The sequence below is a fragment of the Rhizobium sp. TH135 genome, assembly GCF_002855515.1.
In the GTDB taxonomy this organism is placed as follows: domain Bacteria; phylum Pseudomonadota; class Alphaproteobacteria; order Rhizobiales; family Rhizobiaceae; genus Allorhizobium.
The window spans coordinates 65039-87089 of sequence record NZ_PKRP01000008.1; the positions used below are offsets into that span (position 1 = coordinate 65039).

The 22051-nt window shown below is 61.7% G+C and carries 19 protein-coding genes and 1 other RNA gene; 15 read left to right on the forward strand and 5 right to left on the reverse strand.

All coding sequences use genetic code 11. The annotated features are described in order from the left end of the window. Window positions 1-102: 102 nt before the first annotated feature. Both C0V73_RS21420 and C0V73_RS21425 read right to left on the reverse strand, forming a co-directional pair. Window positions 103-783, reverse strand: coding sequence for a class I SAM-dependent methyltransferase (locus C0V73_RS21420; RefSeq protein ID WP_102022053.1), 681 nt, complete (start codon window positions 781-783; stop codon window positions 103-105). Beyond that, complete coding sequence (locus C0V73_RS21425) at window positions 780-2030, reverse strand: DUF3419 family protein (RefSeq protein WP_102022054.1); 1251 nt, start codon at window positions 2028-2030, stop codon at window positions 780-782. The genes C0V73_RS21420 and C0V73_RS21425 overlap by 4 nt, the downstream gene beginning before the upstream one ends. Before the next feature lie 259 nt (window positions 2031-2289). On the opposite strand from C0V73_RS21425, the gene C0V73_RS21430 reads away from it, so the two are divergent. Beyond that, entirely contained in the window at window positions 2290-3744 is a 1455-nt protein-coding gene (locus C0V73_RS21430; protein ID WP_245408067.1) for an EAL domain-containing protein, read from the forward strand. Window positions 3745-3834: 90 nt separating this feature from the next. After that, a complete protein-coding gene (locus C0V73_RS21435; RefSeq protein WP_102022056.1) occupies window positions 3835-5202 on the forward strand; it encodes a serine hydrolase in 1368 nt (455 codons plus the stop codon). Between the two features lie 10 nt (window positions 5203-5212). Here C0V73_RS21435 and C0V73_RS21440 read toward each other — a convergent pair whose 3' ends face one another. The 3 genes from C0V73_RS21440 to C0V73_RS21450 all read right to left on the reverse strand — a co-directional run bounded on the left by C0V73_RS21440 (window position 5213) and on the right by C0V73_RS21450 (window position 8216). Further along, entirely contained in the window at window positions 5213-6187 is a 975-nt protein-coding gene (locus tag C0V73_RS21440) for a lytic transglycosylase domain-containing protein (RefSeq protein WP_102022057.1), read from the reverse strand. A gap of 132 nt (window positions 6188-6319) precedes the next feature. Next, window positions 6320-6955, reverse strand: a complete 636-nt coding sequence (locus C0V73_RS21445) for a LysE family translocator (protein ID WP_102022058.1) — start codon at window positions 6953-6955, stop codon at window positions 6320-6322. A 46-nt stretch (window positions 6956-7001) separates the two neighbouring features. Beyond that, the gene (locus C0V73_RS21450) at window positions 7002-8216 is read right to left on the reverse strand and encodes a pyrophosphate--fructose-6-phosphate 1-phosphotransferase (protein ID WP_102022059.1); all 1215 of its coding nucleotides are present in this window, start codon (window positions 8214-8216) and stop codon (window positions 7002-7004) included. Between the two features lie 315 nt (window positions 8217-8531). On the opposite strand from C0V73_RS21450, the gene C0V73_RS21455 reads away from it, so the two are divergent. The 13 genes from C0V73_RS21455 (at window position 8532) to murD (ending at window position 22050) form a co-directional block, all read left to right on the forward strand. Beyond that, window positions 8532-9269 (forward strand): DnaJ family molecular chaperone, encoded by a 738-nt coding sequence (locus tag C0V73_RS21455; RefSeq protein ID WP_102022060.1) that lies wholly within the window; start codon window positions 8532-8534, stop codon window positions 9267-9269. Continuing rightward, on the forward strand, window positions 9266-10027 hold the full coding sequence (locus tag C0V73_RS21460; RefSeq protein WP_102022061.1) for an N-acetylmuramoyl-L-alanine amidase: 762 nt from the start codon (window positions 9266-9268) through the stop codon (window positions 10025-10027). The genes C0V73_RS21455 and C0V73_RS21460 overlap by 4 nt, the downstream gene beginning before the upstream one ends. Before the next feature lie 258 nt (window positions 10028-10285). Next, window positions 10286-10810 (forward strand): lytic transglycosylase domain-containing protein, encoded by a 525-nt coding sequence (locus C0V73_RS21465; RefSeq protein WP_102022062.1) that lies wholly within the window; start codon window positions 10286-10288, stop codon window positions 10808-10810. 83 nt (window positions 10811-10893) lie between these two features. Beyond that, window positions 10894-12084, forward strand: coding sequence for an FAD-dependent oxidoreductase (locus C0V73_RS21470; protein WP_102022063.1), 1191 nt, complete (start codon window positions 10894-10896; stop codon window positions 12082-12084). Between the two features lie 79 nt (window positions 12085-12163). Further along, window positions 12164-12562: RNase P RNA component class A (gene rnpB, locus C0V73_RS21475), an RNA gene on the forward strand. 382 nt (window positions 12563-12944) lie between these two features. Further along, window positions 12945-13382, forward strand: a complete 438-nt coding sequence (gene mraZ / locus C0V73_RS21480; protein WP_102022064.1) for a division/cell wall cluster transcriptional repressor MraZ — start codon at window positions 12945-12947, stop codon at window positions 13380-13382. Between the two features lie 17 nt (window positions 13383-13399). Further along, window positions 13400-14425, forward strand: a complete 1026-nt coding sequence (gene rsmH / locus C0V73_RS21485) for a 16S rRNA (cytosine(1402)-N(4))-methyltransferase RsmH (protein ID WP_102022065.1) — start codon at window positions 13400-13402, stop codon at window positions 14423-14425. 2 nt (window positions 14426-14427) lie between these two features. Further along, window positions 14428-14820: a hypothetical protein gene (locus tag C0V73_RS21490; protein ID WP_102022066.1), complete on the forward strand. Its 393-nt coding sequence runs from the start codon at window positions 14428-14430 to the stop codon at window positions 14818-14820. Then, window positions 14820-16565, forward strand: coding sequence for a penicillin-binding protein 2 (locus C0V73_RS21495; protein WP_102022067.1), 1746 nt, complete (start codon window positions 14820-14822; stop codon window positions 16563-16565). Before C0V73_RS21490 ends, C0V73_RS21495 begins: the two co-directional genes overlap by 1 nt. A gap of 58 nt (window positions 16566-16623) precedes the next feature. Then, window positions 16624-18078: a UDP-N-acetylmuramoyl-L-alanyl-D-glutamate--2,6-diaminopimelate ligase gene (locus C0V73_RS21500; RefSeq protein ID WP_102022068.1), complete on the forward strand. Its 1455-nt coding sequence runs from the start codon at window positions 16624-16626 to the stop codon at window positions 18076-18078. Continuing rightward, window positions 18075-19508, forward strand: coding sequence for a UDP-N-acetylmuramoylalanyl-D-glutamyl-2,6-diaminopimelate--D-alanyl-D-alanine ligase (locus tag C0V73_RS21505; RefSeq protein ID WP_102022069.1), 1434 nt, complete (start codon window positions 18075-18077; stop codon window positions 19506-19508). Before C0V73_RS21500 ends, C0V73_RS21505 begins: the two co-directional genes overlap by 4 nt. 24 nt (window positions 19509-19532) lie before the next feature. Next, complete coding sequence (mraY, locus tag C0V73_RS21510) at window positions 19533-20633, forward strand: phospho-N-acetylmuramoyl-pentapeptide-transferase (protein WP_102022070.1); 1101 nt, start codon at window positions 19533-19535, stop codon at window positions 20631-20633. Window positions 20634-20640: 7 nt separating this feature from the next. Then, the gene (gene murD, locus C0V73_RS21515; RefSeq protein ID WP_102022071.1) at window positions 20641-22050 is read left to right on the forward strand and encodes a UDP-N-acetylmuramoyl-L-alanine--D-glutamate ligase; all 1410 of its coding nucleotides are present in this window, start codon (window positions 20641-20643) and stop codon (window positions 22048-22050) included. Window position 22051 lies beyond the last annotated feature (1 nt).

The window sequence follows — 22051 nt, forward strand, 5'->3', positions numbered from 1 at the left end:
GAGATATGCCCCCAGGCGGTGCGACCAAGACGAAACATGGGGAGAGCCGACACCACCCTTGGCCCATCATGGTTAAAATCTGGTTAGATGCAATGTTGCTGATCAGCTAGATGATGAGCGTGTCAGGACGGCATGCCAGGCGTAACCACGCCAGAGTGGCTCGAAGCGCAAGGTCAGGCCATGGGCTTCCGCGCGTTCTTCGAGCACGTGGCGCAGGTCATGGCGGGGCGTCACGTGGAAGCGTGCAAGCCAGGCCTGCAGCGCTTTCTGGAACCACACGGGCAGGCGTTCCTGCTGGCCGAAATCGACGATGTGCAGCGAGCCCGCAGGCCCGAGTGCCTCGATGCCCCGATCGATCGCGGCCTGCCAGTCGGGTATCATCGACAGGGCATAAGAGATCATCACGCGGTCGAAATGCGGCTGGCCGAAGTCTTCTGGAGAGAAAGCCGTGGCATCGGCGACATGCAGCCTTGGTGGCGTGTTGTCACGCGCCAGCTTCGCCTGAGCCGTGGCGAGCATCTCGGCCGAGATATCAAGCCCGAAGAGGTTTGCCGCGGGAAAGTGCCTGCGGGCGAGGGCGAGGTTGCGCCCCGTGCCGCAGCCGACTTCCAGCAGCGTGCCGGCGCTCGGCACATCCAGGCCCGCGATCATGTGGTCACGGCCAAGCAGATAGTATTTACGGGTGAGGTCGTAGATGTGCCGCTGGTAGCGGTACATCCGGTCCATGCGGTCGGCATGATCCTTCTTGTCATCGACTGCCAGGATTGCCGGGATATCGCTCATGCCGCGCGCTTTTCATAGATGTGGAAGCCGCCGTAGATTGCGGAGCGATCCTGGGCGTTCAGCGACTGCGAGCGTTCAACCTGGTAGTGCCACTGGTCGAGCAGCGCAGGTGCCAGCTTGCCGGTCAGGATGCTCTCTTCCGCAGCGGTGCGGAAGATGACCCGGGCACCGTCGGCTGCCGTCCTTGTGATTTCGGTCCATAATTCGTTCAGCTGCCGCTCGTTCATCCAGTCCTGGGCGTCGAGAAGAACGTAGCGATCGACGCTTCCCGCGGGCTTTTTCGCCAGCAATTCGGTGAAGTTTGCATGGTGGACCGTTACGTTCGCGACTGAATCGCGGATGGCCGGATAATGCGCCTCCTGAAGATAGGTCGGCAGGACGCCTTCCTCGGGTTTCGGATAGCGGCGCATGAAAGCCTGCCAGGCGAAGTAGTTGTCGCGCAGAAGGAAGTGGCAGCAGAGCTTTTCGAGGCGGTGGCGCAGGACGGGCGCAATCGTTCCGTCATCGGCGAGCGAGGCGAGTTCGTCATATTGCTGCGGGGGAATGCCAAGCCCGAAGAGCGAGCTCTTGCGGCGGGTGAGCCAGCGGATCAGCGGCTTGTCGAAGAGCGGAGCGATACGGCTGTCGAAGAACATGCGCTGTTCGCGCAGAGAGCGAGTCTCGGCCAGTTCCTCCAACCGCACGCCGTGGCTGCGGGCAATCAGATGGCCGATAGCGATGAAGCGACCAAGAAGTCCGGTGCGGTAAATGTTGCGATTGAAGACGGAGATGCGGCGACGGCCGCTGATGCCGCGGGTCTCCCAGTAGCGCCGTGTCGCCGCGTCGAGATTGGGCGCGATGTGGCGGTCGTAGAGGCTCACATTCGTCGCGACCATCTGATCGCCGAGCAGGCGGCGCACGGAGGCATGGTCCGGTAGATGGCGGACGGCGGCAAGCTTCAAGCGATTGAGTGCCACGTGGTTCGGGTTCAGGTCCACCACGTCGATCGAGGCCGGACGGCGGCCGAGATAGGCGAGCATATTGCAGCCGCCGGAGCCGATGGTGACGATGCGGTGGCCCTCAGTAAGATCCATGGCCTGCATGTCGACCTCAGGATCTTCCCAGATCTGGGCGTAGACGAGGCCAGAAAAGAGCAGGCCGAACAGGCGCTCCGACATGCCGGCGGGCGATAGAGCCGCATGCTGGAGAAGCGCGTCTTTCAGCTTCTCGTTTCCACGAAATCCGGCATCGGGTGCAAGGTCTGTCATGTCGATCCGCCGTCCTCTAGGGTTTCACGGCGTGTAGCTTTCGCTTGCTACAGTTTGATGACGTTTGCGCCTAACGTCGGTAACCGAATTTCAACGCATTTAATACAATTTATCCTCAGTTATTTTAGGGGTGTTTAACATGATGTTAATTGAAATCCCGCTTGGCAGGAGGCTGCGTTACGGTCTTGCCGGCTTTATTGGCGGTGCTGTTGCGCCAGCTATCATCGTGCTCACCGCTTTCAAACAGAGCGGTTTTGGCATGCTCTTCACAGAATTTCTCGGTGACTGGTCGTCGCTTGCAGCCTTTTGTCTGCCCTTTGTCGGGGCTGCGATCGGTTGGCGAATCGCTGCATGGGAGGCGCTTCTGCATGAGCGGATCCTTCGTCTGGAAGGCGGAGCAGGGGAGCTCGAGGCTGCATCGCGTGTCGATCGGCTGACCGGGCTCGGCAATCGGCAGGCGTTCAACGAGGCCTTGGCGGCGGTCCTTAAGCCAGGCAGCCAGCCCCGCGGAACGCTTCTTCTGATCGATCTGGACCGCTTCAAATATGTAAACGACACGCTCGGTCGTGCTGCGGGCGATGGGCTGCTGGTCGGTGTGGCAAAGCGGCTGCGGGATGCTGCCGGAGATGATGCTCAGCTCTTCCGGTTGGGCGGCGATGAGTTCGCTGTCCTTCTGCCGCAAGTGCAGCGACGGCCGGTGGCCGAATTCGTCTGCCTGGAAATCGAACATGTGCTCGCCCAGCCCTTCGAGCTTGAGCATGGTCGGGTGATGGCTGGCGTCAGTATCGGCGCGACGGTTATCTCCCCCGCAGACCGGGATGCTGCGGCGCTTCAGCAGCGCGCCGATCTCGCGCTCTACCGCGCCAAGGAAGTCTTCGGCCCGGCCCACGCCTTCTATGACGAGGCGCTGGCCCGCGAGGTGATGGATGGCCTCGAACTTGAGCGCGACCTGTCGCGCGGCTTCGTCGATGGCGAGTTCTATCTCGAATACCAGCCAATCGTCGGCGTCGAACATGGCGAAGTTCGATCGCTGGAGGCGCTTCTGCGTTGGCACCATCCAACGCGGGGTTTGATCACACCCGACGTCTTCATTCCGCTGGCGGAAAAGACCGGGAGCATCCAGGTCATCGGCAAGTGGGTGGTCCAGCAGGCCTGCGCGGCAGCGGTCACCTGGCCAAAGCCGACGGGCGTCAGCGTCAACGTCTCCGGCGACCAGTTCAAGGATCCCAACTTCGTCACGCATATCCTCGATTGTCTCGTCGACACCGGGCTTGCACCGGAGCGGCTGACGATCGAGGTGACGGAGGCGGTGTTTTCCGTCGACATCGATCTCGTCTGCCGAAGCCTTGCCGAACTCCGGTCGAGCGGAGTGCGCATCGCGCTCGATGATTTCGGTACGGGCTTCTCGTCGATCAACAATCTGCGGCTCTTCCCGCTCGACGAACTGAAGATCGACCGGTCTTTCGCCGGGCAGATGCTGGAAACGAGCCAGGGAGCCAAGCTCGTCGATCTCATGCACAAGCTCTCCGAGACCTTTCAGATCCGCACGACGATCGAGGGCATCGAAACCAAGAACCAGCTCGATTTCGTCAAGCGGCTCGGTATCGGAGAGGCCCAGGGGTTTCTGTTCTCAAAACCCTTCGGTGCCGGAGAGGTGGTTGCCTATCTGCAGGCCCGCCTGATCCAGCAGACAAGTTCCGCGCCTGCCGGTTAAGAGCGGGCGAGAAATCGTCCCCTCGCGGCACTCAGCATCTTCCGTCTGTCATTCTTTCCTGCTTCGATGGCGAGGTGTGGAGGAATGCGGATGCAAATACTGGTGAAGTGGGGTGTGCGGCTGGTGGTCGCCTTGGTTGCGATCGTTGTCGTCGGCATCGGGTTTGTTGTTGCATTCCCTCCGGAGTTGCTCCGGGTCGGAACCGGTTACGCTGCCAAGATCATCTGCTCCAACGTTTTCATCGCCGGTCGAGATGCTGACGAGGTTTTGCGTGACGATGTGCAGGCGCCCGGGCATCCGCTCTTGCGGCTGATACGAGCCGAGGTGGATCTTGAGCAGGGGATCGTGCGCACGTCGATGCTGGACATGATTGCGCCGTCAGTGGCTCTCCATCGCCAGGGGCTGGGGTGCACGCCCGTCAGCGACGCGCAGATCGCGAACGCGAAAGGACTGACTGCCCCGCCGGCCGAGGCAGCACCCGCCGATCTCAGTCTGCCCTGGCCTGAAGGCGAGGCTGTACAGAGTGGCGATCCCCGGCTTCAGAGCATTCTGGCCGATGCGGCACTGATTGGCCCTGCGGCGCGCGCCGTTGTGGTCGTGAAGGACGGCCGCATCGTCGGCGAAACCTATGCACCGGGGTTCAATGAGAACACGCCGCTGTTGGGCTGGTCGATGACCAAGACGGTCACGGCTGCGCTGGTCGGGCTCATGGCCGGGGAGGGACGTCTGGACGTCGAGGCGGCCCAACTCTTTCCCGAATGGTCGGGCGATGCCCGGCGCGATATCAAGCTCACCGACCTGCTCGCAATGGAAAGCGGGATCAGCTTCAATGAGAGCTACGGCGATGTCACCGACGTCACCCGGATGCTGTATCTTGAAGGTGACATGGGCGCCTACGTCGCGTCGCTTCCCACTGAAGCCGCTCCAGGGACCCGCTTCAAGTACTCATCCGGTGAAACGGTGCTCATTTCGCGCTACTGGATGTCCCGCTTTTCAGAGCGCTCTGAAGCGCTGGCCTATCCGCGTCGTGCTCTCTTCGATCCAATCGGTATGCGGAGTGCCGTCCTGGAGGCGGACCCAACCGGGACCTTTGTCGGCAGTTCCTACCTCTATGCGACGGCACGCGACTGGGCACGATTCGGTCTGCTTCTTGCCGACAATGGCAAATGGGGCGAACAGCAGGTTCTCGCCCCGTCCTTCATCGAGCGCGTCAATCGGCCGACGACCGTTTCTGGCGGTGACTACACGCAGGGGCAAGCCTGGCAGAACGGTCCAGTCGACAAGGACGAGAATTACGCACTTCCAGCCGAGACGCTCTGGATGCTCGGCCATGACGGTCAGTCGATTGCCGTGATCCCCTCGGAGGGGCTGGTGGTGGTGAGGCTTGGCCTCACGCCACGAAGTGTCGGCTACAGACCGCAAAAGCTCGTTCAGGCGGTTCGCGAGGCGCTGAAATGAGAGGGCGGTTTCACCGTGTCAGGTGAAGCAGGCCCTTGCGCTTGGCATCGTAATAATAGCCGCGTGCATAAAGGCGGACTGCCTGGTCGTGATCGTTGTCGGCAACGACCCAGGCGCCCTTCAGATATTTGACCGCATATTTGATATTGGTTTCCGCGTCGAAAAGACCGTCGGCCGGGCCATCATAACCCATGGCCCTGGCGGTGTTGTAGCGGATCTGCATCAGGCCGTAATTGCCTTTGCTGTAGGCTGCGGGGTTGTAGCGGCTCTCGCGATGGACGACGCGATGCACGAGATCGACCGGGATCTCGTAGAGCCTGGAGTATTTCTCGATCAGCGCGTTGAGACGCGTCGGGCCAACCGTTTCAGGTTTGCGCTCGAGATCAAGCGTAGGCGGTGCACCGGGCGGAGACACGTCAAAGGGGTCGCCGAAGCTGGTCAGCGCCGTTGCCCGCAATGGTGCGGCATAAGCAAGAACCAAAGGCTTCTGCTCAGTCGAAGTCGTAACTGCGGCCGTTGCTGCGGCAGCGGTGGCCGGTGCCACGCCTGGAGGTGTCAGTGTCGCTTCGGTGGAGGCGGCCGCTGCCGCCATCTGCTGGGCGCCGGTCTGCGGCGTGGCCGGTGCCGTCACCATGGCGAGTGCATCGGTCGCAGCCGTCTGGGGTGCAGTCGCTGACAGCGCGGATGCCTTGAGCGCAGGGATCGGAGCTGCCGTTTCGGTGCCTGGAATGATCGGGGCCGGTCCTGGATTGGCGGCAGCCAGTTCAGCCTGGGTCATCGTGGGAGCACCCGGGGTCGTCGATGCGCCGTTCACGGCAGCTTCTGCGGCCGAAGCCGCGAGCATTTCCGGGGACTTGGGATTGGCAATCGGAGCAGAGGCAAGATCTGCCTTGACGCTCTCGTCGATCGCTGTGCATCCGCCCAGTCCGGCCAACAATGAAGCAGCCATGCAGAGTGCGATGCCGCGGTCAGTTCTGACGTTCATGCCACTATCCGTTACGAGATGCACGCGAACACCTGAGCAAATCACCCGGCGGTTCGTTTCCAATTCTTAATCTATGCCCGAGATTGCGGCAAGCTTACGGTCGAAGCGGCGGAACTTCGCAAGCGAAGTGGCTCAGGCGGCGATCTTGCGATAGCCGGCTGTCACGGCCTTGGCCGCGATCAGTACCGTGCCGCCGGAGCGGTTGATTGTCCGGCGAACCACATGTTTTCTGATGGTTTTTCGCACCTTGTCGGCCATCATCGCGTAGACGAGAGAGGTGGTGGCGGAGAGGAAAACCAAGAGGCCGCCAAGGATCGCGGCCTGCGGGAGGAAGGGGCTGGCGGGGCTTAGGAATTGCGGCAGAAGTGCGGCGATGAGCAGGGCGCTCCGCGGATCACGCAGCTCGCTCGCGACGCAATGGGAGATGACTCGCAGCGGCTTTTCTTCTGGCAGATTGTCATTGTCGGCGACCGGCTCGCTGCCGGCCGGGGCACGCGAGAGGCCAAGGCCGAACAGCACGAGGCAACCGAGCGCGATCCACTGCAGGACAGAGAAGGCCGAAGGGGAGATCGAGATCACAGCGAAAGACACCGCCAGGACCGCGGCAGCCGTCAATGCAGTGCCGAGGGTAACGCCGGTCACCGTGGCAAAGGCGCTCTTTCGCCCATGCGCCATGGCATAGGCGAGAACCAGCCGTTTCGACCGGTCCGGCGCGACCAAGAAGGCGGTCGCGACGACGGCGAACAGGATCCAGGTAACATGGGACATGGCACTCACTCCTCGGTTGAGAGGAAGCCAGCTTTCGGCCGCGAGGTCAATGGATCGGACGGTACTTCTGCCCCAGATAGTCCATCACTTCTTTGAACCACGGCGTTTCGAGGTCAAACGGCTTGCCACCCTTGATCCGCGGGAACTCGATGGTGCGCAGGCGGCCACCCCTGTCTTCATCGTGACCGGTCACGCCCGACACCTTGTTCAGACCGCTTTCGACCGCGAGATCGACCATGCTCTGGATCAGGCGCAGGTCCTCATAATTTGCCGGGGCGGAGCGCGCGTAATAGCCCGATTTCTGCACCATGGAGCGGTCGGCATCGAGGAGTTTCGCGAAGTGCTTCTGGAACCAGTTGCCGACATTGATCGTGTCGAGCTTCACATGGCCGAAGGCGTCGCGCTTGATCTCTTCGCCGGCCGCCTCACGATCGGCGACGATCTCGTCCATGCAGGCGCCTTCCGAGACGAAGAGCGTGACGAAACCTGTGCGATCCATGATTTCCTTCAGGCGGGCGGCTTCACCCTCCATGTCGAAATGCGTCTCCGGCAGATAGAGGCCGTCGATGTTCTTTAGCTCCTGGTTCATCATGAAGCCTTCGACATATTCGTTATGCTTGGTCCGCTGCATGTAGGCGCGGGCCGTCGCCGCCGTCAGCCAGCCGCAGTGGCGGCCCATGACTTCGTGGATGACCAGCGTGCGCGGCGAAGCGCTCTGCTCGTTCGAGACATGGTCAAAGAAGCGTGCGCCGACTTCGGCGGCCGTCCAGGCGCCGAGCGTCTGCTTGATCGGGTAGACGTCGTTGTCGACGGTCTTCGGCATGCCGACGACCGTCAGGTCGTAGCCGTTGGCGCCGAGATAGGCGGCAAGGTCGGCAGCTGTTGTGTTGGTGTCGTCACCACCGATGGTGTGGAGGATCGTCACGCCATCTGCCGCGAGACGTTCGGCTGCGACACGCAGCGGGTTCTGGTCTTCCCTGACGAGGCCGCGCTTCACGCAGTCTGCGACATTGGTGAGCTTCACGCGGCTGTTGCCGATCGGCGATCCGCCGTAGCGATGCAGCACATGTGCCTTTTCGCGCATCTCCTTGGTGATCTCGATCTTGTAGTCCATCAGCAGGCCGCGGAAGCCGGACTTGTAGGCGATAAGATCGACTTCGGGTGCGATGTCGGTGTAGCGCTCGATCAATCCGCCGACTGCGGACGAGAGACAGGGCGCAAGGCCCCCGGCGGTCAACATCGCGACTTTCTGCTTGGCCATCGATCCTCCTCAGGCGTCTTTATCGCCCGGCTGCTGGGTGTTCAGGTGGCAAATGGATGCGACAGCAGAGGCGAGCTGTAAAGCGAAAAAATCAAGGAAAACGGGCATTTCGCCGGTGTTGGCTGCGCTTGATCGGATATAATCGATTCAATCGATGACGGTGGCGCAACGTGGTCTGTGGATAAGATTGGGCCGATACCAGCATCGGCCAAAGCCGACGCGTTCAGCGAAACATATTCAAGATGAAGAAACTTTAATCTTCACCAAAGGCCGGCCCGCCTTGCTTTTTCTGGGTAATTTTGGTCAAGCTTCTCCATGATTTTCGATTTCGCCTGCGAACAAATATCGTCATTCTGGGACCGCCTTCTGGGCGCGATCGGGGATGCCGCCGGCAATGTGATCGGCGGTATCGTCGAGGCCATTCGCACGGCCTTCGAAGGCGATCCGGAAACGCGCAGGCGCGTGTCTTTCTCGGTTGCCATCATCGCGCTCTCGGCGAAGATGGCCAAGGCAGACGGGATTGTCTCCAATGCCGAGGTCGAGGCCTTCCGCAAGATCTTCGAGTTTCCGCCTGAGGAAGCGCGCAACGTCGCCCGGCTCTACAATCTGGCCCGCCAGGACGTGGCCGGTTTCGAGACCTATGCGAAGAACCTCGCCGGCATGTGCCGGACCTGCGACGAGTTCTGCCCGGTCCTGGAAGACATTATCGATGCTCTGTTCCACATCGCCAAGGCCGATGGCCTCGTGCATGAGAAGGAACTCGCCTTCCTGTCACGCATCGCCGAGATCTTCTCAATCTCGGAAGAACGGTTCGCGATGATCACCGAACGGCATATCCATCTCGACGGCGATCCTTATGGGGTTCTCGGGGTGCAGCCGTCCGACGATTTTGCGACGATCCGCAAGAAGTACAGGGCGCTGGCGGCCGAACATCATCCCGACCGACTGCATGCGCGCGGCATTCCGACGGAATTCCACAGCGTCGCCAACCATCGCATGGCCAAGTTCAACGAGGCCTATTCGGCGATCGAGAAGGCGCGCCGGGCGGCATGAGTTCGTTCACTGCGGATTTTGAGCGCGCGGAGGTCTGTCCTTCGCCCAATCATGGCGAACGCGTCGGCGTCGAGCGTCCGGATATTCTCCTTCTGCACTATACGGGCATGCCGTCCGCCGAGGGTGCGCAGGCTTGGCTCTGCGCGCCGGAAAGCCAGGTCTCCAGCCACTATCTGGTGCACGAGGACGGACGCGTGGTTCAGATGGTGCCGGAAGAGCGGCGCGCCTGGCACGCAGGCAAAAGCATCTGGGGCGGCGAGACGGATATCAATTCCCGTTCGATCGGCATCGAGATCGCCAATGCCGGACACCCTGGCGGTCTTCCAGACTTCCCCGAGAGGCAGCTCGAATCCGTCATCGAATTGTGTCTCGAATGCGTCAACCGGCATGGAATTGCCCCAGAACGGGTGCTGGCACACTCCGATGTGGCCCCCATTCGCAAGGTCGATCCCGGTGAAAATTTCCCCTGGGACCGCCTGCATGGCGCAGGTGTCGGACACTGGGTTGAGCCCTCTGTGATCGGGGGCGGACGCTTCTTCCAGCGGGGTGATCGCGGCCAGCCGGTCGAGGCCCTGCAGTCCATGCTGTCGCTCTATGGTTACGGCATTGAGATCTCTGGTGAATTCTGCGCCCAGACAGAGGGCGTCGTCGCCGCGTTCCAGCGTCATTTCCGGCAAGCCAAGGTTGACGGTGTCGCCGACAGCTCGACTATCGAGACGCTGCATCGGCTGCTGACAAGCCTGCCGCGTTTCAGCTGATCGGGCCTCTTCGGCACGGTTCAAAAGGCCATCGTCGTCAACGACCGCAGCCCCGTTTTGTTGCAACGCCACACGAATTCCTTATTGCGCCGTTCTAAAGGACGGGCTGAACGGCGCGGGTGGTTCTCTTCAGAACCCGGCGCAAACATCAACTCGAGAGAACCGAAACGGGCAGCCCAACCTGGGCTCGCGACGCATGACCTGCGTTTGCTTTGACGCGCGCCGATGCCGGTTCTTGACTGGAGACTGAACCTTCTCATGACACGACGACTTGTTGCTGCCGCGGCATGCATTGCAATGCTTTTGACCAACGTCCAGTCCGCGCTTGCCGGCAGCGAGGAGCGCCGCTTCAAAAAGCCCCTCAAGACAATCACCCGTGATGCCGGTTATCCGGCAGCGCCTTCCTTCTCGAAAAGCCCCTACAGCGCGATCATCACGAAATACGCCAAGAGCTACGGCGTCCCGGTTGATCTTGCCCATGCCGTCGTCCGCGTGGAGAGCAACTTCAACCCCAAGGCGCGCGGAAGTGCCGGCGAGGTGGGGCTCATGCAGATCAAGCCGGCGACGGCGCGGGCCATGGGCTACCGCGGCAAGACCAAGGGGCTTTATGACCCCGAGACCAATATCAGGTATGGCATGAAGTATCTCTCCATGGCCCACGAACTGGGTGGCGGTGAGACCTGCGGTACCATTCTTCGCTACAATGCCGGCCATGGCGCCAAGCGCATGAACCCGATCTCGAAGCGCTATTGCGGCAAGGTGATCGCCTTGATCGGCAATTGAAAAACGCCGCCATCCGGCTTCAAATCGGCTGGACAGCCGGCTTCGTCATGCTATCACCGCACTCAACGTAAGGATGGTGACGCATGGTTGAGCGGTTCAAGTCGATTGTCGTTGGTCGAGGCATGATGGGGGCTGCGGCAGCCCGGTATCTGGCACTTTCCGGAGATGGCGTCGCCGTCATCGGGCCCGATGAGCCGAGGGACTGGTCTAGCCATCACGGTGTCTTCGCCAGCCACTACGACGAGGCCCGGATTACCCGGACGATCGATTCGAACCCCATCTGGGCGCGGCTCGCCAATCGCTCGATCGCGCGCTACGCCGACATCGCATCCGAAAGCGGCGTCGCGTTTTATGATGAGGTCGGATGCCTGATCGTCGGACCGAAGCGCGGTGGGCACGACCCCTATGTCGGCCAGGTGGAGGCTGCCGCCGCGCAGCTTGGTGTCTCGATCGAGATGCTGTCGGACGCAGCACTCAAGTCGCGGTTCCGCTATTTCGACTTCGGCTCCGATTGCGAGGGTGTCTACGAGCAGCGGAATGCGGGTTACGTCAATCCGCGCCGGCTCGTGGAGGCGCAGAGCCTGCTTGCGGAGAAGGCCGGCGCAAGGGTGATTCGTCAGACGGCGGTATCCGTCCGGGAGGAGGGCGGTCTTGCCATCGTCACTACAGATGACGGGGCCGTCTATACCGCCGAGCGCGTGCTGATTGCCGCCGGTGGTTTCTCGATCAACGAGAACCTGTTGCCGCGTCCCATCGATCTCAAGGTCTATGCGCGAACCGTCGCCTTCTTCGAGATCCCGGACGAAGATCTTGCCGCCTATGCCGGCATGCCGTCGCTTATCCATCAGCCGGCTGATCCCATCGACCACATCTATCTGCTGCCGCCGGTGCGTTATCCCGACGGCAAGACCTATCTGAAGATCGGCGGGGATCCGGACGATCTGCAGCTGGAGACGGAGCCGGAGATCCGGGCGTGGTTCAGGCGGGGTGGTCGGCTGACCACCCGCGATCACCTGCACCGGATTATCACGGGGCTCGTGCCGACCCTGGCCGATGCGCCCATTTCGATGGCCGCCTGCGTGACCTCGTTCACCCCGGAGAATTATCCGTCGATCGGTTTTGCGAGCGAGCATATCGCTGTGCTCACGGGCGGCTGTGGCGCGGCGGCCAAAAGCTCTGACGAGATCGGCCGGTTGGGTGCCGAGCTTCTCCAGCACGGCCGAATCATCGACGAGGCCTATGGCGACGTGTTCCGGCCGGTCTTCAGAGACTGATTCACCAAAAGCGCCCAAGTGGTCCTTCATGCTCGCTTTTCGATGGCATTCGGCCAAAGGGTCGGTTAAGGACGCCTTGCCAGTTGGCCGGGCAGCCGCGCTTTACCAATGCCGAAAGGCGGTAAGGTGAGGAAAGTCCGGGCTCCACGGAAACACGGTGCCGGATAACGTCCGGCGAGGGTGACCTCAGGGAAAGTGCCACAGAAAGCAAACCGCCTCGCTTGCGAGGTCAGGGTGAAAGGGTGGGGTAAGAGCCCACCGCGTCGCTGGCAACAGGGACGGCACGGCAAACCCCACCGGGAGCAAGACCGAATAGGGATGACGCGGGTGGCGCGAAAGCGTTGCTACAGCCTGTTTCTGGGCCAGTCATCCGGGTGGGTTGCGCGAGGCAGCGTGCGAACGCTGTCCCAGATGAATGGCTGCCACGTTCCGGGAAACCGGGGCCATACAGAACCCGGCTTACAGGCCAACTGGCAAATTTCCCCTTTTTGGGCTTTTGAGCGAACCGTCTGAAATCAAAGGCGGAACGCTTCTGCGTGTCGCAGATCACGTTCACGGCAACCGGCTCCGAAAAGGCGTCGGAAAACAGCGGTTTCTAACCATTCGTTAAGCTTAACCGCCTATCAATGTTTGACTCGTGGAGCTGGCTCATCCCGACCGTTCCCATTGACGCCCATATTGTCCCATGGTATCCCATTTGCATGCCGTTGCGGGGGTCGTTTCATCCCCGAAGTCTCGTGAATCAAGTGCTTCCTCTCGTCCTTCGGGTGGTCGTGTCACGGGTGTGGCGGCTGGCGTATTCATGTGTATTCGGGGGTCTTTGATCGGCCCTACGTTCAAGGGGAGGTCGGTTGTCAGTGATGGGCCGCTTCCTGTCCAACGCGACAAACAGGATCGATGCGAAGGGGCGGGTTTCCGTCCCTGCGCCCTTTCGTGCCGTGCTGGTGCAGCGCGAAATTCAGGAGCTTTATTGTCTCCAGGATTTCGTCTATCCGGCAGTCAACATCGGTGGTCCGGATCTGCTCGAGCGGTACGAGCGGAAGATGGCGGCCGAGGATCCCTTCGCGTTGGAGGCAAACGAGATGTCGCTGCTGCTTCATGGTGGCGGCGTCTTCGCGCGACTCGATGCCGAAGGGCGATTGGCGGTGACGGATTTCATCCGGGATTTCACGGGGATTTCCTCGGAGGTCTGTTTCGTCGGTCGTTCGGATCATTTTCAGGTGTGGCAACCGCAGGCGTTTCACGAGGCGCAGGCGAGAGCCAGAGAGGTGGTCAGGCAACGCGGCCTGCGCACCTAGAAAGACGGGGAAACGGAATGGCGGCGAACTTTGGCGAAGGTAATTCCGATGCCGATGGCGGACCGGTTCGCCACATTCCGGTTCTTCTTTCCGAAGTCCTGAAGGCTCTCGAGCCCGAAGCCGGCAAGGTCATCCTCGACGGAACTTTCGGCGCTGGTGGCTATACCTCTGCCATTCTCGCACAGGGTGCTCACGTGATCGCGCTTGACCGCGATCCGAACGCCATTGCCGGCGGCAAGGCCCTCGTCGCATCAAGCGAGGGCAGGCTTGCCCTGCATCACACGGAGTTTTCCCAACTCGCCAACTTCGCTCCCGAGGGTGGTCTTGACGGTGTCGTTCTCGACATCGGCGTGTCCTCGATGCAGATCGATGAGGCCGAGCGCGGTTTCTCGTTCCAGCGCAACGGGCCGCTCGACATGCGCATGGCCGTCTCCGGCGTTTCTGCCGCCGATGTCGTCAATCGTGCCAAGGTGTCCGATCTCATCCGCATCTTCGGTTTTCTCGGCGAAGAGAAGCATTCCGGCCGAATCGCACGCGCCATCGAGAAGCGGCGGGTAAACGAGCCTTTTCAGACGACCCGCGATCTCGCCAACCTCATCGAGACCGTCAATCCGCGCAAGGCCAAGGACAAGATCCATCCGGCAACCCGCGTCTTCCAGGCGCTGCGCATCTATGTAAACGACGAGCTTGGCGAGCTTGCTCAGGCGCTGTTTGCCGCCGAGCGGGCGCTGAAGCCGGGCGGTCGCCTCGTTGTCGTGACCTTCCATTCGCTGGAGGATCGCATCGTCAAGAAGTTCTTCTCGGAGCGTTCCGGCAAAGCGTCAGGTTCGCGCCATCTTCCGATGGTCGAAGCGCGAGCGGCTACCTTCGATCCCGTCGGCAAAGGCATGGTCGCAGCCACCGAGGAAGAGGCGGAGATCAATTCGCGTGCTCGTTCCGCGAAGCTGCGTGCCGGTATCCGCAGCTCGGCGCCTGCCGAGCGCGCCGACATGTCGATCTTCGACCTGCCTGACCTCGCCACTCTCGAAAAGATCGGAGGCTGACCGTGCTGAGACCCTTCGACTTCCTGATGATCGGGGCCATGCTGGCGGCAGCGACGGTCACTTACCAGATCAAGCACGACACGGATAATAAGGCAGCCGAAGTGCGCCGCCTCGAAGCCGAGATCAAGCTGGAGAAGGATACGATCGAGCTGCTGAGAGCCGACGAGGCGCTGCTGACGCAGCCGAACCGGCTTGAGCGTCTCGTACAGACCTATGCCGCCGAACTGCAGCTCGTTCCGACCTTGCCGACCCAGCTCGCGCGGCCGATGGAGCTGCCCATGCCGAAGGATCAGGTTCCCGTGCCGGAAGGCGAAGAGGCGGCGGAGAGCGCCAGCGCAGCTGAACCTTCCGACCCCATCAAGGATCTCATTACGACAGGATCGGTGGACCGCTGATGACATTTCTCTCGCGAATCATGCTGCTGAAGAGCCAGGCGCATTTCTCGACCGACGTGCAGCGCGGCGGTACCGTTGTGAACGGTGCGACCTTCAAGGGAACCGGCAAGCGCAAGACGGAGATGGCTAAGACCCGCGTCGGGCTGATGTTCGCCACGTTCTGTGTTGCCTATGCGATCATCGGCGGCCGCCTGGTCCAATATGGTCATGCCCAGCCGGAAACCGTTTCCAGCATCCTTCCCGCCGACCGCCTCATGGCGTCGCGGCCCGATATTCTCGATCGTAATGGCGAGATCCTGGCGACAGACATTCGTACGGTCTCGCTGTTTGCCGAGCCGCACAAGATCGTCGATCCCGATGAAGCCGTCGAGCGGCTGTCCACGGTGCTCAAGGATCTGGACGTCAAGGATACCTATCGCAAGCTGTCGTCCAATTCGCGATTCCAGTGGCTGCGCCGTCAGCTGACACCGAAGCAGCAGAGCCAGATCCTGGCGCTCGGCATTCCCGGCATCGGCTTCCGTCCGGAAAAGCGCCGCTTCTATCCGGGTGGGGCGACTGCCTCGCACATCGTCGGTTACGTCAACATCGACAATCGCGGCATGGCCGGGATGGAAAAGTATATCGACAACCAGGGCATGGCGGATCTGCGCGCGCTCGGCATGACCAGTGATGCGCCGCTGGAGCCGGTGCGGCTTTCGGTCGACATCCGCGTGCAGAACATCCTGCGCGACGCGCTTGTGAGTGCAGTCACCAAGTATGAGGCGATCGCTGCAGGTGCCGTCGTCCTCGACGTGCACACCGGTGAAGTCGTTGCCATGTCGTCTATCCCTGACTTCGACCCGAATCGCCCTCAGGAAGGGGCAGAGGAAGGCTGGATGAACCGGATGACGAACGGCACCTTCGAAATGGGTTCGACCTTCAAGACCTTCACGACGGCCATGGCGCTCGATTCGGGCAAGGTCACGATGAAGGACAGTTTTGACGCGCGCTATCCGATCCGAATCGGCCGCTTCACGATCAAGGACTTTCACGGAAAGCACCGCGTTCTGACGGTGCCCGAGATCTTCCAGTATTCGTCGAATATCGGCACCGCGCGCATGGCCGAGGCCGTCGGCACTGCGGGGCACAAGGAATTCCTGACCCGCATGGGCCTTCTCACGCGCCTGGAGACGGAACTGCCGGAGGTCAAGGCACCCTCGCAGCCACGCGAGTGGAAGCAGATCAACTCGATCACCATCTCCTTCGGCCATGGTGTGTCGACCACGCCTCTGCAAACGGCTGTCGGGGCTGCAGCCCTAGTCAATGGCGGCAAGCTCATCGCGCCGACATTCCTGACCCGCACGCGTGAACAGGCCGAAGACATTGCCCAGGTCGTGGTCAAGAAGCAGACTAGTGACGATATCCGCCACCTGTTCTGGCTGAACGGCAAGAGCGGCTCGGGCAAGTACGCTCTCGTTGAAGGGTTCGATGTCGGCGGCAAGACCGGAACGGCTGAAAAGGTCGTCAATGGCCGCTATTCCGACGACCAGAACTTCAACTCCTATGTCGCCGCCTTCCCGATCGAAAACCCGCAATATCTGGTGCTGAGTTTCATCGACGCGCCAAAGACGGGTGAGGGCGGTGGTCGGACCGCCGGTCTGACGGCTGCACCGATCGTCGGCGAGATCATCCGCAGAAGCGCCGCAATTCTTGGTGTAGAACCCACTTTCGGGGAAGACGGCTCAGCGTTGCTCGTCTCTTATTGATCAGAACGACTACAGGCGGGGCGATTCGCGGAACTTGCCCCGGAAGGATGGACTGCAAATGCTTTTGGGCGCACTGGCTGGCGAAGAGTTTGGGGATCAGGTGGCAGCCGTTGGCGCTGCGTCCGTCGAAGTACGAGGGCTCTCTGCCGATAGCCGCAAGGTCGAGCCGGGCACTGTGTTCTTCGCTCTTTCCGGTACAAAGGCCGACGGATCCGCTTTCGTCGCCCAGGCCGTCGAGAAAGGCGCTGTCGCTATCGTCGCCTCGCATCCCGTCGATGCATCCGTTCCTGTGATCACCGTCGATAATCCCAGGCGTTTCCTGGCGCTCGCGGCAGCTCGCCTCGTCGGACGCCAGCCGAAGACCATGGTTGCGGTGACCGGCACCGCCGGCAAGACTTCTGTCGCCTCCTTCACACGCCAGATCTGGGCTGAAGCCGGCCATGCCGCCGCGCAGATCGGTACGACTGGTGTCATTTCCCCTTCGCGGAACGATTACGGCTCGTTGACCACGCCTGACCCGCTTGCACTGCACACACTGCTCGGCGAGCTCGCCGACGAAGGCGTGACGCATGCTGCGATGGAGGCCTCTAGCCACGGCCTCGACCAGAGCCGTCTCGATGGCGTTGTGCTGGCGGCGGCCGGCTTTACCAATCTTGGCCGTGATCACATGGACTATCATCCGACCATGGAAGACTACATGGCGGCGAAGATGCGTCTGTTCGATACGCTGCTGCCGAAGGGCGCACCGGCGGTCATCTTTGCCGATGACGCCTGGTCTGACGCCGCGATCCGCGCCGCGAAGGCTGCCGGCCACGATGTGCGGACTGTTGGCCGCAAGGGCGAATTCCTCAGCCTCAAGCGGGTCGAGCATTTCCGCCACAAGCAGGTGGCCGAAGTGCATCGCGGCGGCGAAATCTTCGAGGTACATATCCCGTTGGCAGGCGACTTCCAGATCGCCAATGCGCTGGTGTCTGCCGGCCTCGCAATATCGACCGGCGTTGCACCCGCCGTCGCTCTCAAGGCTCTCGAGCATCTCAAGGGTGCTTCGGGTCGCCTCGAACTGGTTGGACAGACCAAGGCCGGCGCGCTCGCCTATGTCGACTACGCGCACAAGCCGGAAGCGCTGGAAAACGTGCTGACCTCAGTGCGCCCGTTCACCACTGGTCGCGTCATCGTGGTCTTTGGCTGTGGCGGTGACCGCGACAAGGGCAAGCGACCGATCATGGGCGAGATCGCCTTGCGGCTCGCTGACGTCGTCATCGTCACCGACGACAATCCTCGCTCTGAAGTGCCGGCAACCATCCGCTCCGAGATCATGGCCGCAACGCCCAAGGGTATCGAGATCGGCGACCGCGCTCAGGCAATCCGGGCTGGCGTCGCCATGATGTCGGCCGGAGATACGCTGATCGTGGCGGGCAAGGGGCATGAGGAAGGGCAGACGGTTGGATCGGAGACGTTGCCGTTCTCTGACCATCAGGAAGTCCGCAAAGCCTTGGAGGAGTTCGACCGTTGACCCTGCTCTGGACCGCGCGTGAAATGGTCGTCGCCATGGGCGGCCGGCCATTCGGCAATCTGCCCGAAGGCATTACCGGTATCTCGATCGACAGCCGGACGATTACCTCGGGCGAAGCATTCTTCGCCATCAAGGGCGACCGCGTCGATGGCCATGATTATGCGAGCATCGCGATTGCCAATGGCGCCTCGCTGCTCGTTGTCAGCGAAGCGAAGCTGCCAGCACTCGGCCGGCTGACCATTCCGATGATCGTCGTCGAAGACGTGCTGGTCGGCCTACAAAAGCTCGGCATGGCCGCACGTGATCGTACGCCGGCGACCGTGATTGCTGTTACCGGATCTGTCGGCAAGACGACGACCAAGGAAATGCTGCGGATGACGCTCGAGCCCTCAGGCAAGGTGCATGCTTCCGTTGCCTCCTTCAACAATCACTGGGGCGTGCCACTGACGCTTGCCCGCATGCCGATCGACACGCGCTACGGCGTTTTCGAACTCGGCATGAACCATCCCGGCGAAATCGGCCCGCTGTCGCGCATGGTGCGGCCCGATGTGGCTGTCATCACGACCATTGCGCCCGCGCACCTCGGCAATTTCTCCAGCGTCGACGAGATTGCCGACGCCAAGGCCGAGATCTTCGAGGGCGTCGTCAGTGGCGGGGACGCGATCCTCAACCGTGACAATCCCTATTACGAGCGCCTCGAACAGGCCGCACTTGCTCAGGGTGTCGAGAATATTCACAGCTTTGGCCAGCATGCCAAGGCTGAGTTCCGCCTTGCCGAATTCGACGGTGCGGCCGAGCGTTCGACCGTTTGGGTCTCGTTCGGTGGCGAGACGCGGGAAGTAACGATCGGTGCGCCCGGACGACATCTGGCCGAGAACGCCATGGCGGTTCTCGCGGCTGTTTCGCTTGTTGGCGCCGATGTCGATGCGGCGATCGAGGCGCTTGCCAATCTGACGGCGGTCAAGGGACGCGGTGCGCGCCACAAGCTGAAGATGCCGGAAGGTGTCCTGACGCTGATCGACGAAAGCTACAATGCGAACCCTGCCTCCATGCGCGCGGCGATCTCCGTGCTCGCATCGGCCCAGCCGACGGGCGAGGGGCGGCGGATTGCCGTGCTTGGCGACATGTTGGAGATGGGCGAATTCGCCCCCAGCGTTCACGCTGACCTCGCCGGGCCGCTGCTCGCAGCCGGCATCGAACATGTCTGGCTCGCCGGACCGGAAATGGTGGCACTGCGCGATGCGCTGCCCGAAACGGTCCACGTTGTCTATCTCGAGACCACGGAGGAACTCGCGAATTTCGTCACCGCAGAGGTCCGCCCCGGTGATGTCGTGATGGTCAAATCTTCTCTCGGCATCGGTTTCGGCAAGATCGTATCGGCTCTGCTTGACAAGCATCCAGCATTCTCCGACACGGAGCGCCAATTTTAATCCGGGCTTCGGGAAAGGGCTCCAATGCTGATCTGGCTTGTGGAACTGTCGGACAACCTTCAGTTTTTCAATCTCTTCCGTTACATCACCTTCCGGACGGGGGCAGCTCTCTTCACCTCGGCGCTGGTGGTCTTCCTGTTTGGCCCGGCGATGATCGCATCGCTGCGCGTGCGCCAGGGCAAGGGCCAGCCGATCCGGGCTGACGGACCGCAGACCCATTTCAAGAAGGCGGGAACGCCGACCATGGGCGGTCTGATGATCCTCGCGGGGATCGTCGTGTCGTCGCTGCTCTGGGCGGATCTCTCCAACGTCTATGTCGTGGCAACGCTGCTCGTGACGCTCGGCTTCGGTGCCATCGGCTTCTATGACGACTACCTCAAGGTGACGAAGCAGACGGAGAAGGGTTTCTCCGGCAAGGCGCGCCTCGGTATCGAATTCCTGATCGCCGGCATCGCCGTCTATTTCATGATGTCGACCGCCTTGAGCTCCGGGCCGCAAGGTTCGACCTTCGGCTCCTCGATCGCCTTTCCCTTCTTCAAGGATTTCCTGATCGATCTCGGGATCTTCTTCGTGCTGTTCGGTGGTTTCGTCATCGTGGGTGCCGGCAATGCGGTCAACCTGACCGACGGCCTCGACGGCCTCGCGATCGTTCCTGTCATGATCGCGGCCGCCTCCTTCGGCGTGATCGCCTATCTCGCCGGCAATGCGGTGTTCTCCAACTATCTGCAGATCAATTTCACGCCGGGCACGGGCGAGCTCGCCGTAGTGCTGGGCGCCGTGATCGGGGCAGGCCTTGGCTTCCTCTGGTTCAATGCGCCGCCAGCTGCCATTTTCATGGGTGACACGGGTTCGCTCGCCCTCGGCGGCCTGATCGGCTCGGTGGCTGTCGCTACCAAGCACGAGATCGTCATGGCGATCATCGGCGGTCTGTTCGTCATGGAGACGCTCTCGGTCATCATCCAGGTCGGGTATTTCAAGCTGACCGGCAAGCGCGTTTTCCTGATGGCGCCGATCCACCACCATTTCGAAAAGCTCGGCTGGACCGAGAGCCAGGTCGTCATCCGCTTCTGGATCATCGCTGTGGGCCTTGCCATGCTCGGCCTCTCGACCCTGAAGCTGCGGTGAGGCGGCAATGATCGCGGCCAACACCTTCAAGGGCAAGACCGTCGCGCTTTTCGGGCTCGGCGGTTCAGGGCTCGCCACGGCCAAGGCGCTGCAGGCCGGCGGCGCCAATGTGATTGCCTGGGACGACAATCCCGACAGCGTTGCACGGGCTGAGGCCGACGGCGTACCGACCCGGGACTTGCGCGAAATCGACTGGTCGTCGGTTGCATCCTTCGTGCTGTCGCCCGGCGTGCCGCTCACCCATCCGAAGCCGCATTGGACGGTGGGCTTTGCCCGCAATGCCGGCGTGGAGATCATCGGCGATGTCGAGATCTTCGTGCGCGAGCGGCGGGCGCAGGCGCCGGACTGCCCCTTCATCGCGATCACCGGGACTAACGGCAAGTCGACGACCACCGCTCTCATTGCCCATATCCTTCAGGCAAGCGGTCGCGATACGCAGCTTGGCGGCAATATCGGCCGTGCGGTTCTGACGCTCGATCCGCCCCGGGATGGCAGGTTTTTCGTCGTCGAATGCTCGTCCTATCAGATCGACCTTGCGCCGACGCTCAACCCGACCGCTGGCATCCTGCTCAACCTGACGCCCGATCATCTCGATCGCCACGGCACGATGCAGCATTATGCCGACGTGAAGGAACGCCTGGTCGCGGGAGCCAAGACTGCGATCATCGGCATCGATGACAGCTATTGCGAGCTGATCGGCGATCGTGTCGAGCGCGCCGGCACCAAGGTTATCCGGATCTCCAAGCGGCAGCCTCTCGCCGATGGGCTTTATGCTGAGGGCTCGCGCATCGTGCGGGCCGAACAGGGGGCGACCTCGGTTCTTGTCGATCTCGACGGCATTCAGACGCTGCGCGGCAGCCACAACGCGCAGAATGCCTGCGCGGCGATCGCCGCATGCCTGGCAGCCGGCGTATCGGAAGACGAGATCCGCAAGGGCCTGAAAAGCTTCCCCGGCCTTAAGCATCGCATGCAGCCGGTCGGGCGGCGCCGTCAGGTGGTCTTCGTCAATGACAGCAAGGCAACCAATGCGGATGCGGCAGCACCTGCGCTGTCCAGCTACGATCGGATCTACTGGATCGCCGGTGGACTGTCCAAGGAAGGCGGCATCGCAAGCCTCGCACCACTCTTCCCGCGCATCGTGAAAGCTTATCTGATCGGTGAGGCTGCTTCGGCCTTTGCCGCGCAGCTTGGTGACCGGGTGGCTTACGAGATCTCGGACAGGCTGGAGCGCGCCGTGGCCCATGCGGCTGCCGATGCCGATCGGGATGGCGACGCTTCTGCCGTGATGCTGTCACCGGCTTGCGCAAGCTTCGACCAGTACAAGAATTTCGAAGTCCGCGGCGATGCCTTCGTGGGGCATGTGGCGGACCTCGATGGAGTGACGATGCTGATCGACCTGCCGACAGGAGGTAAATGAG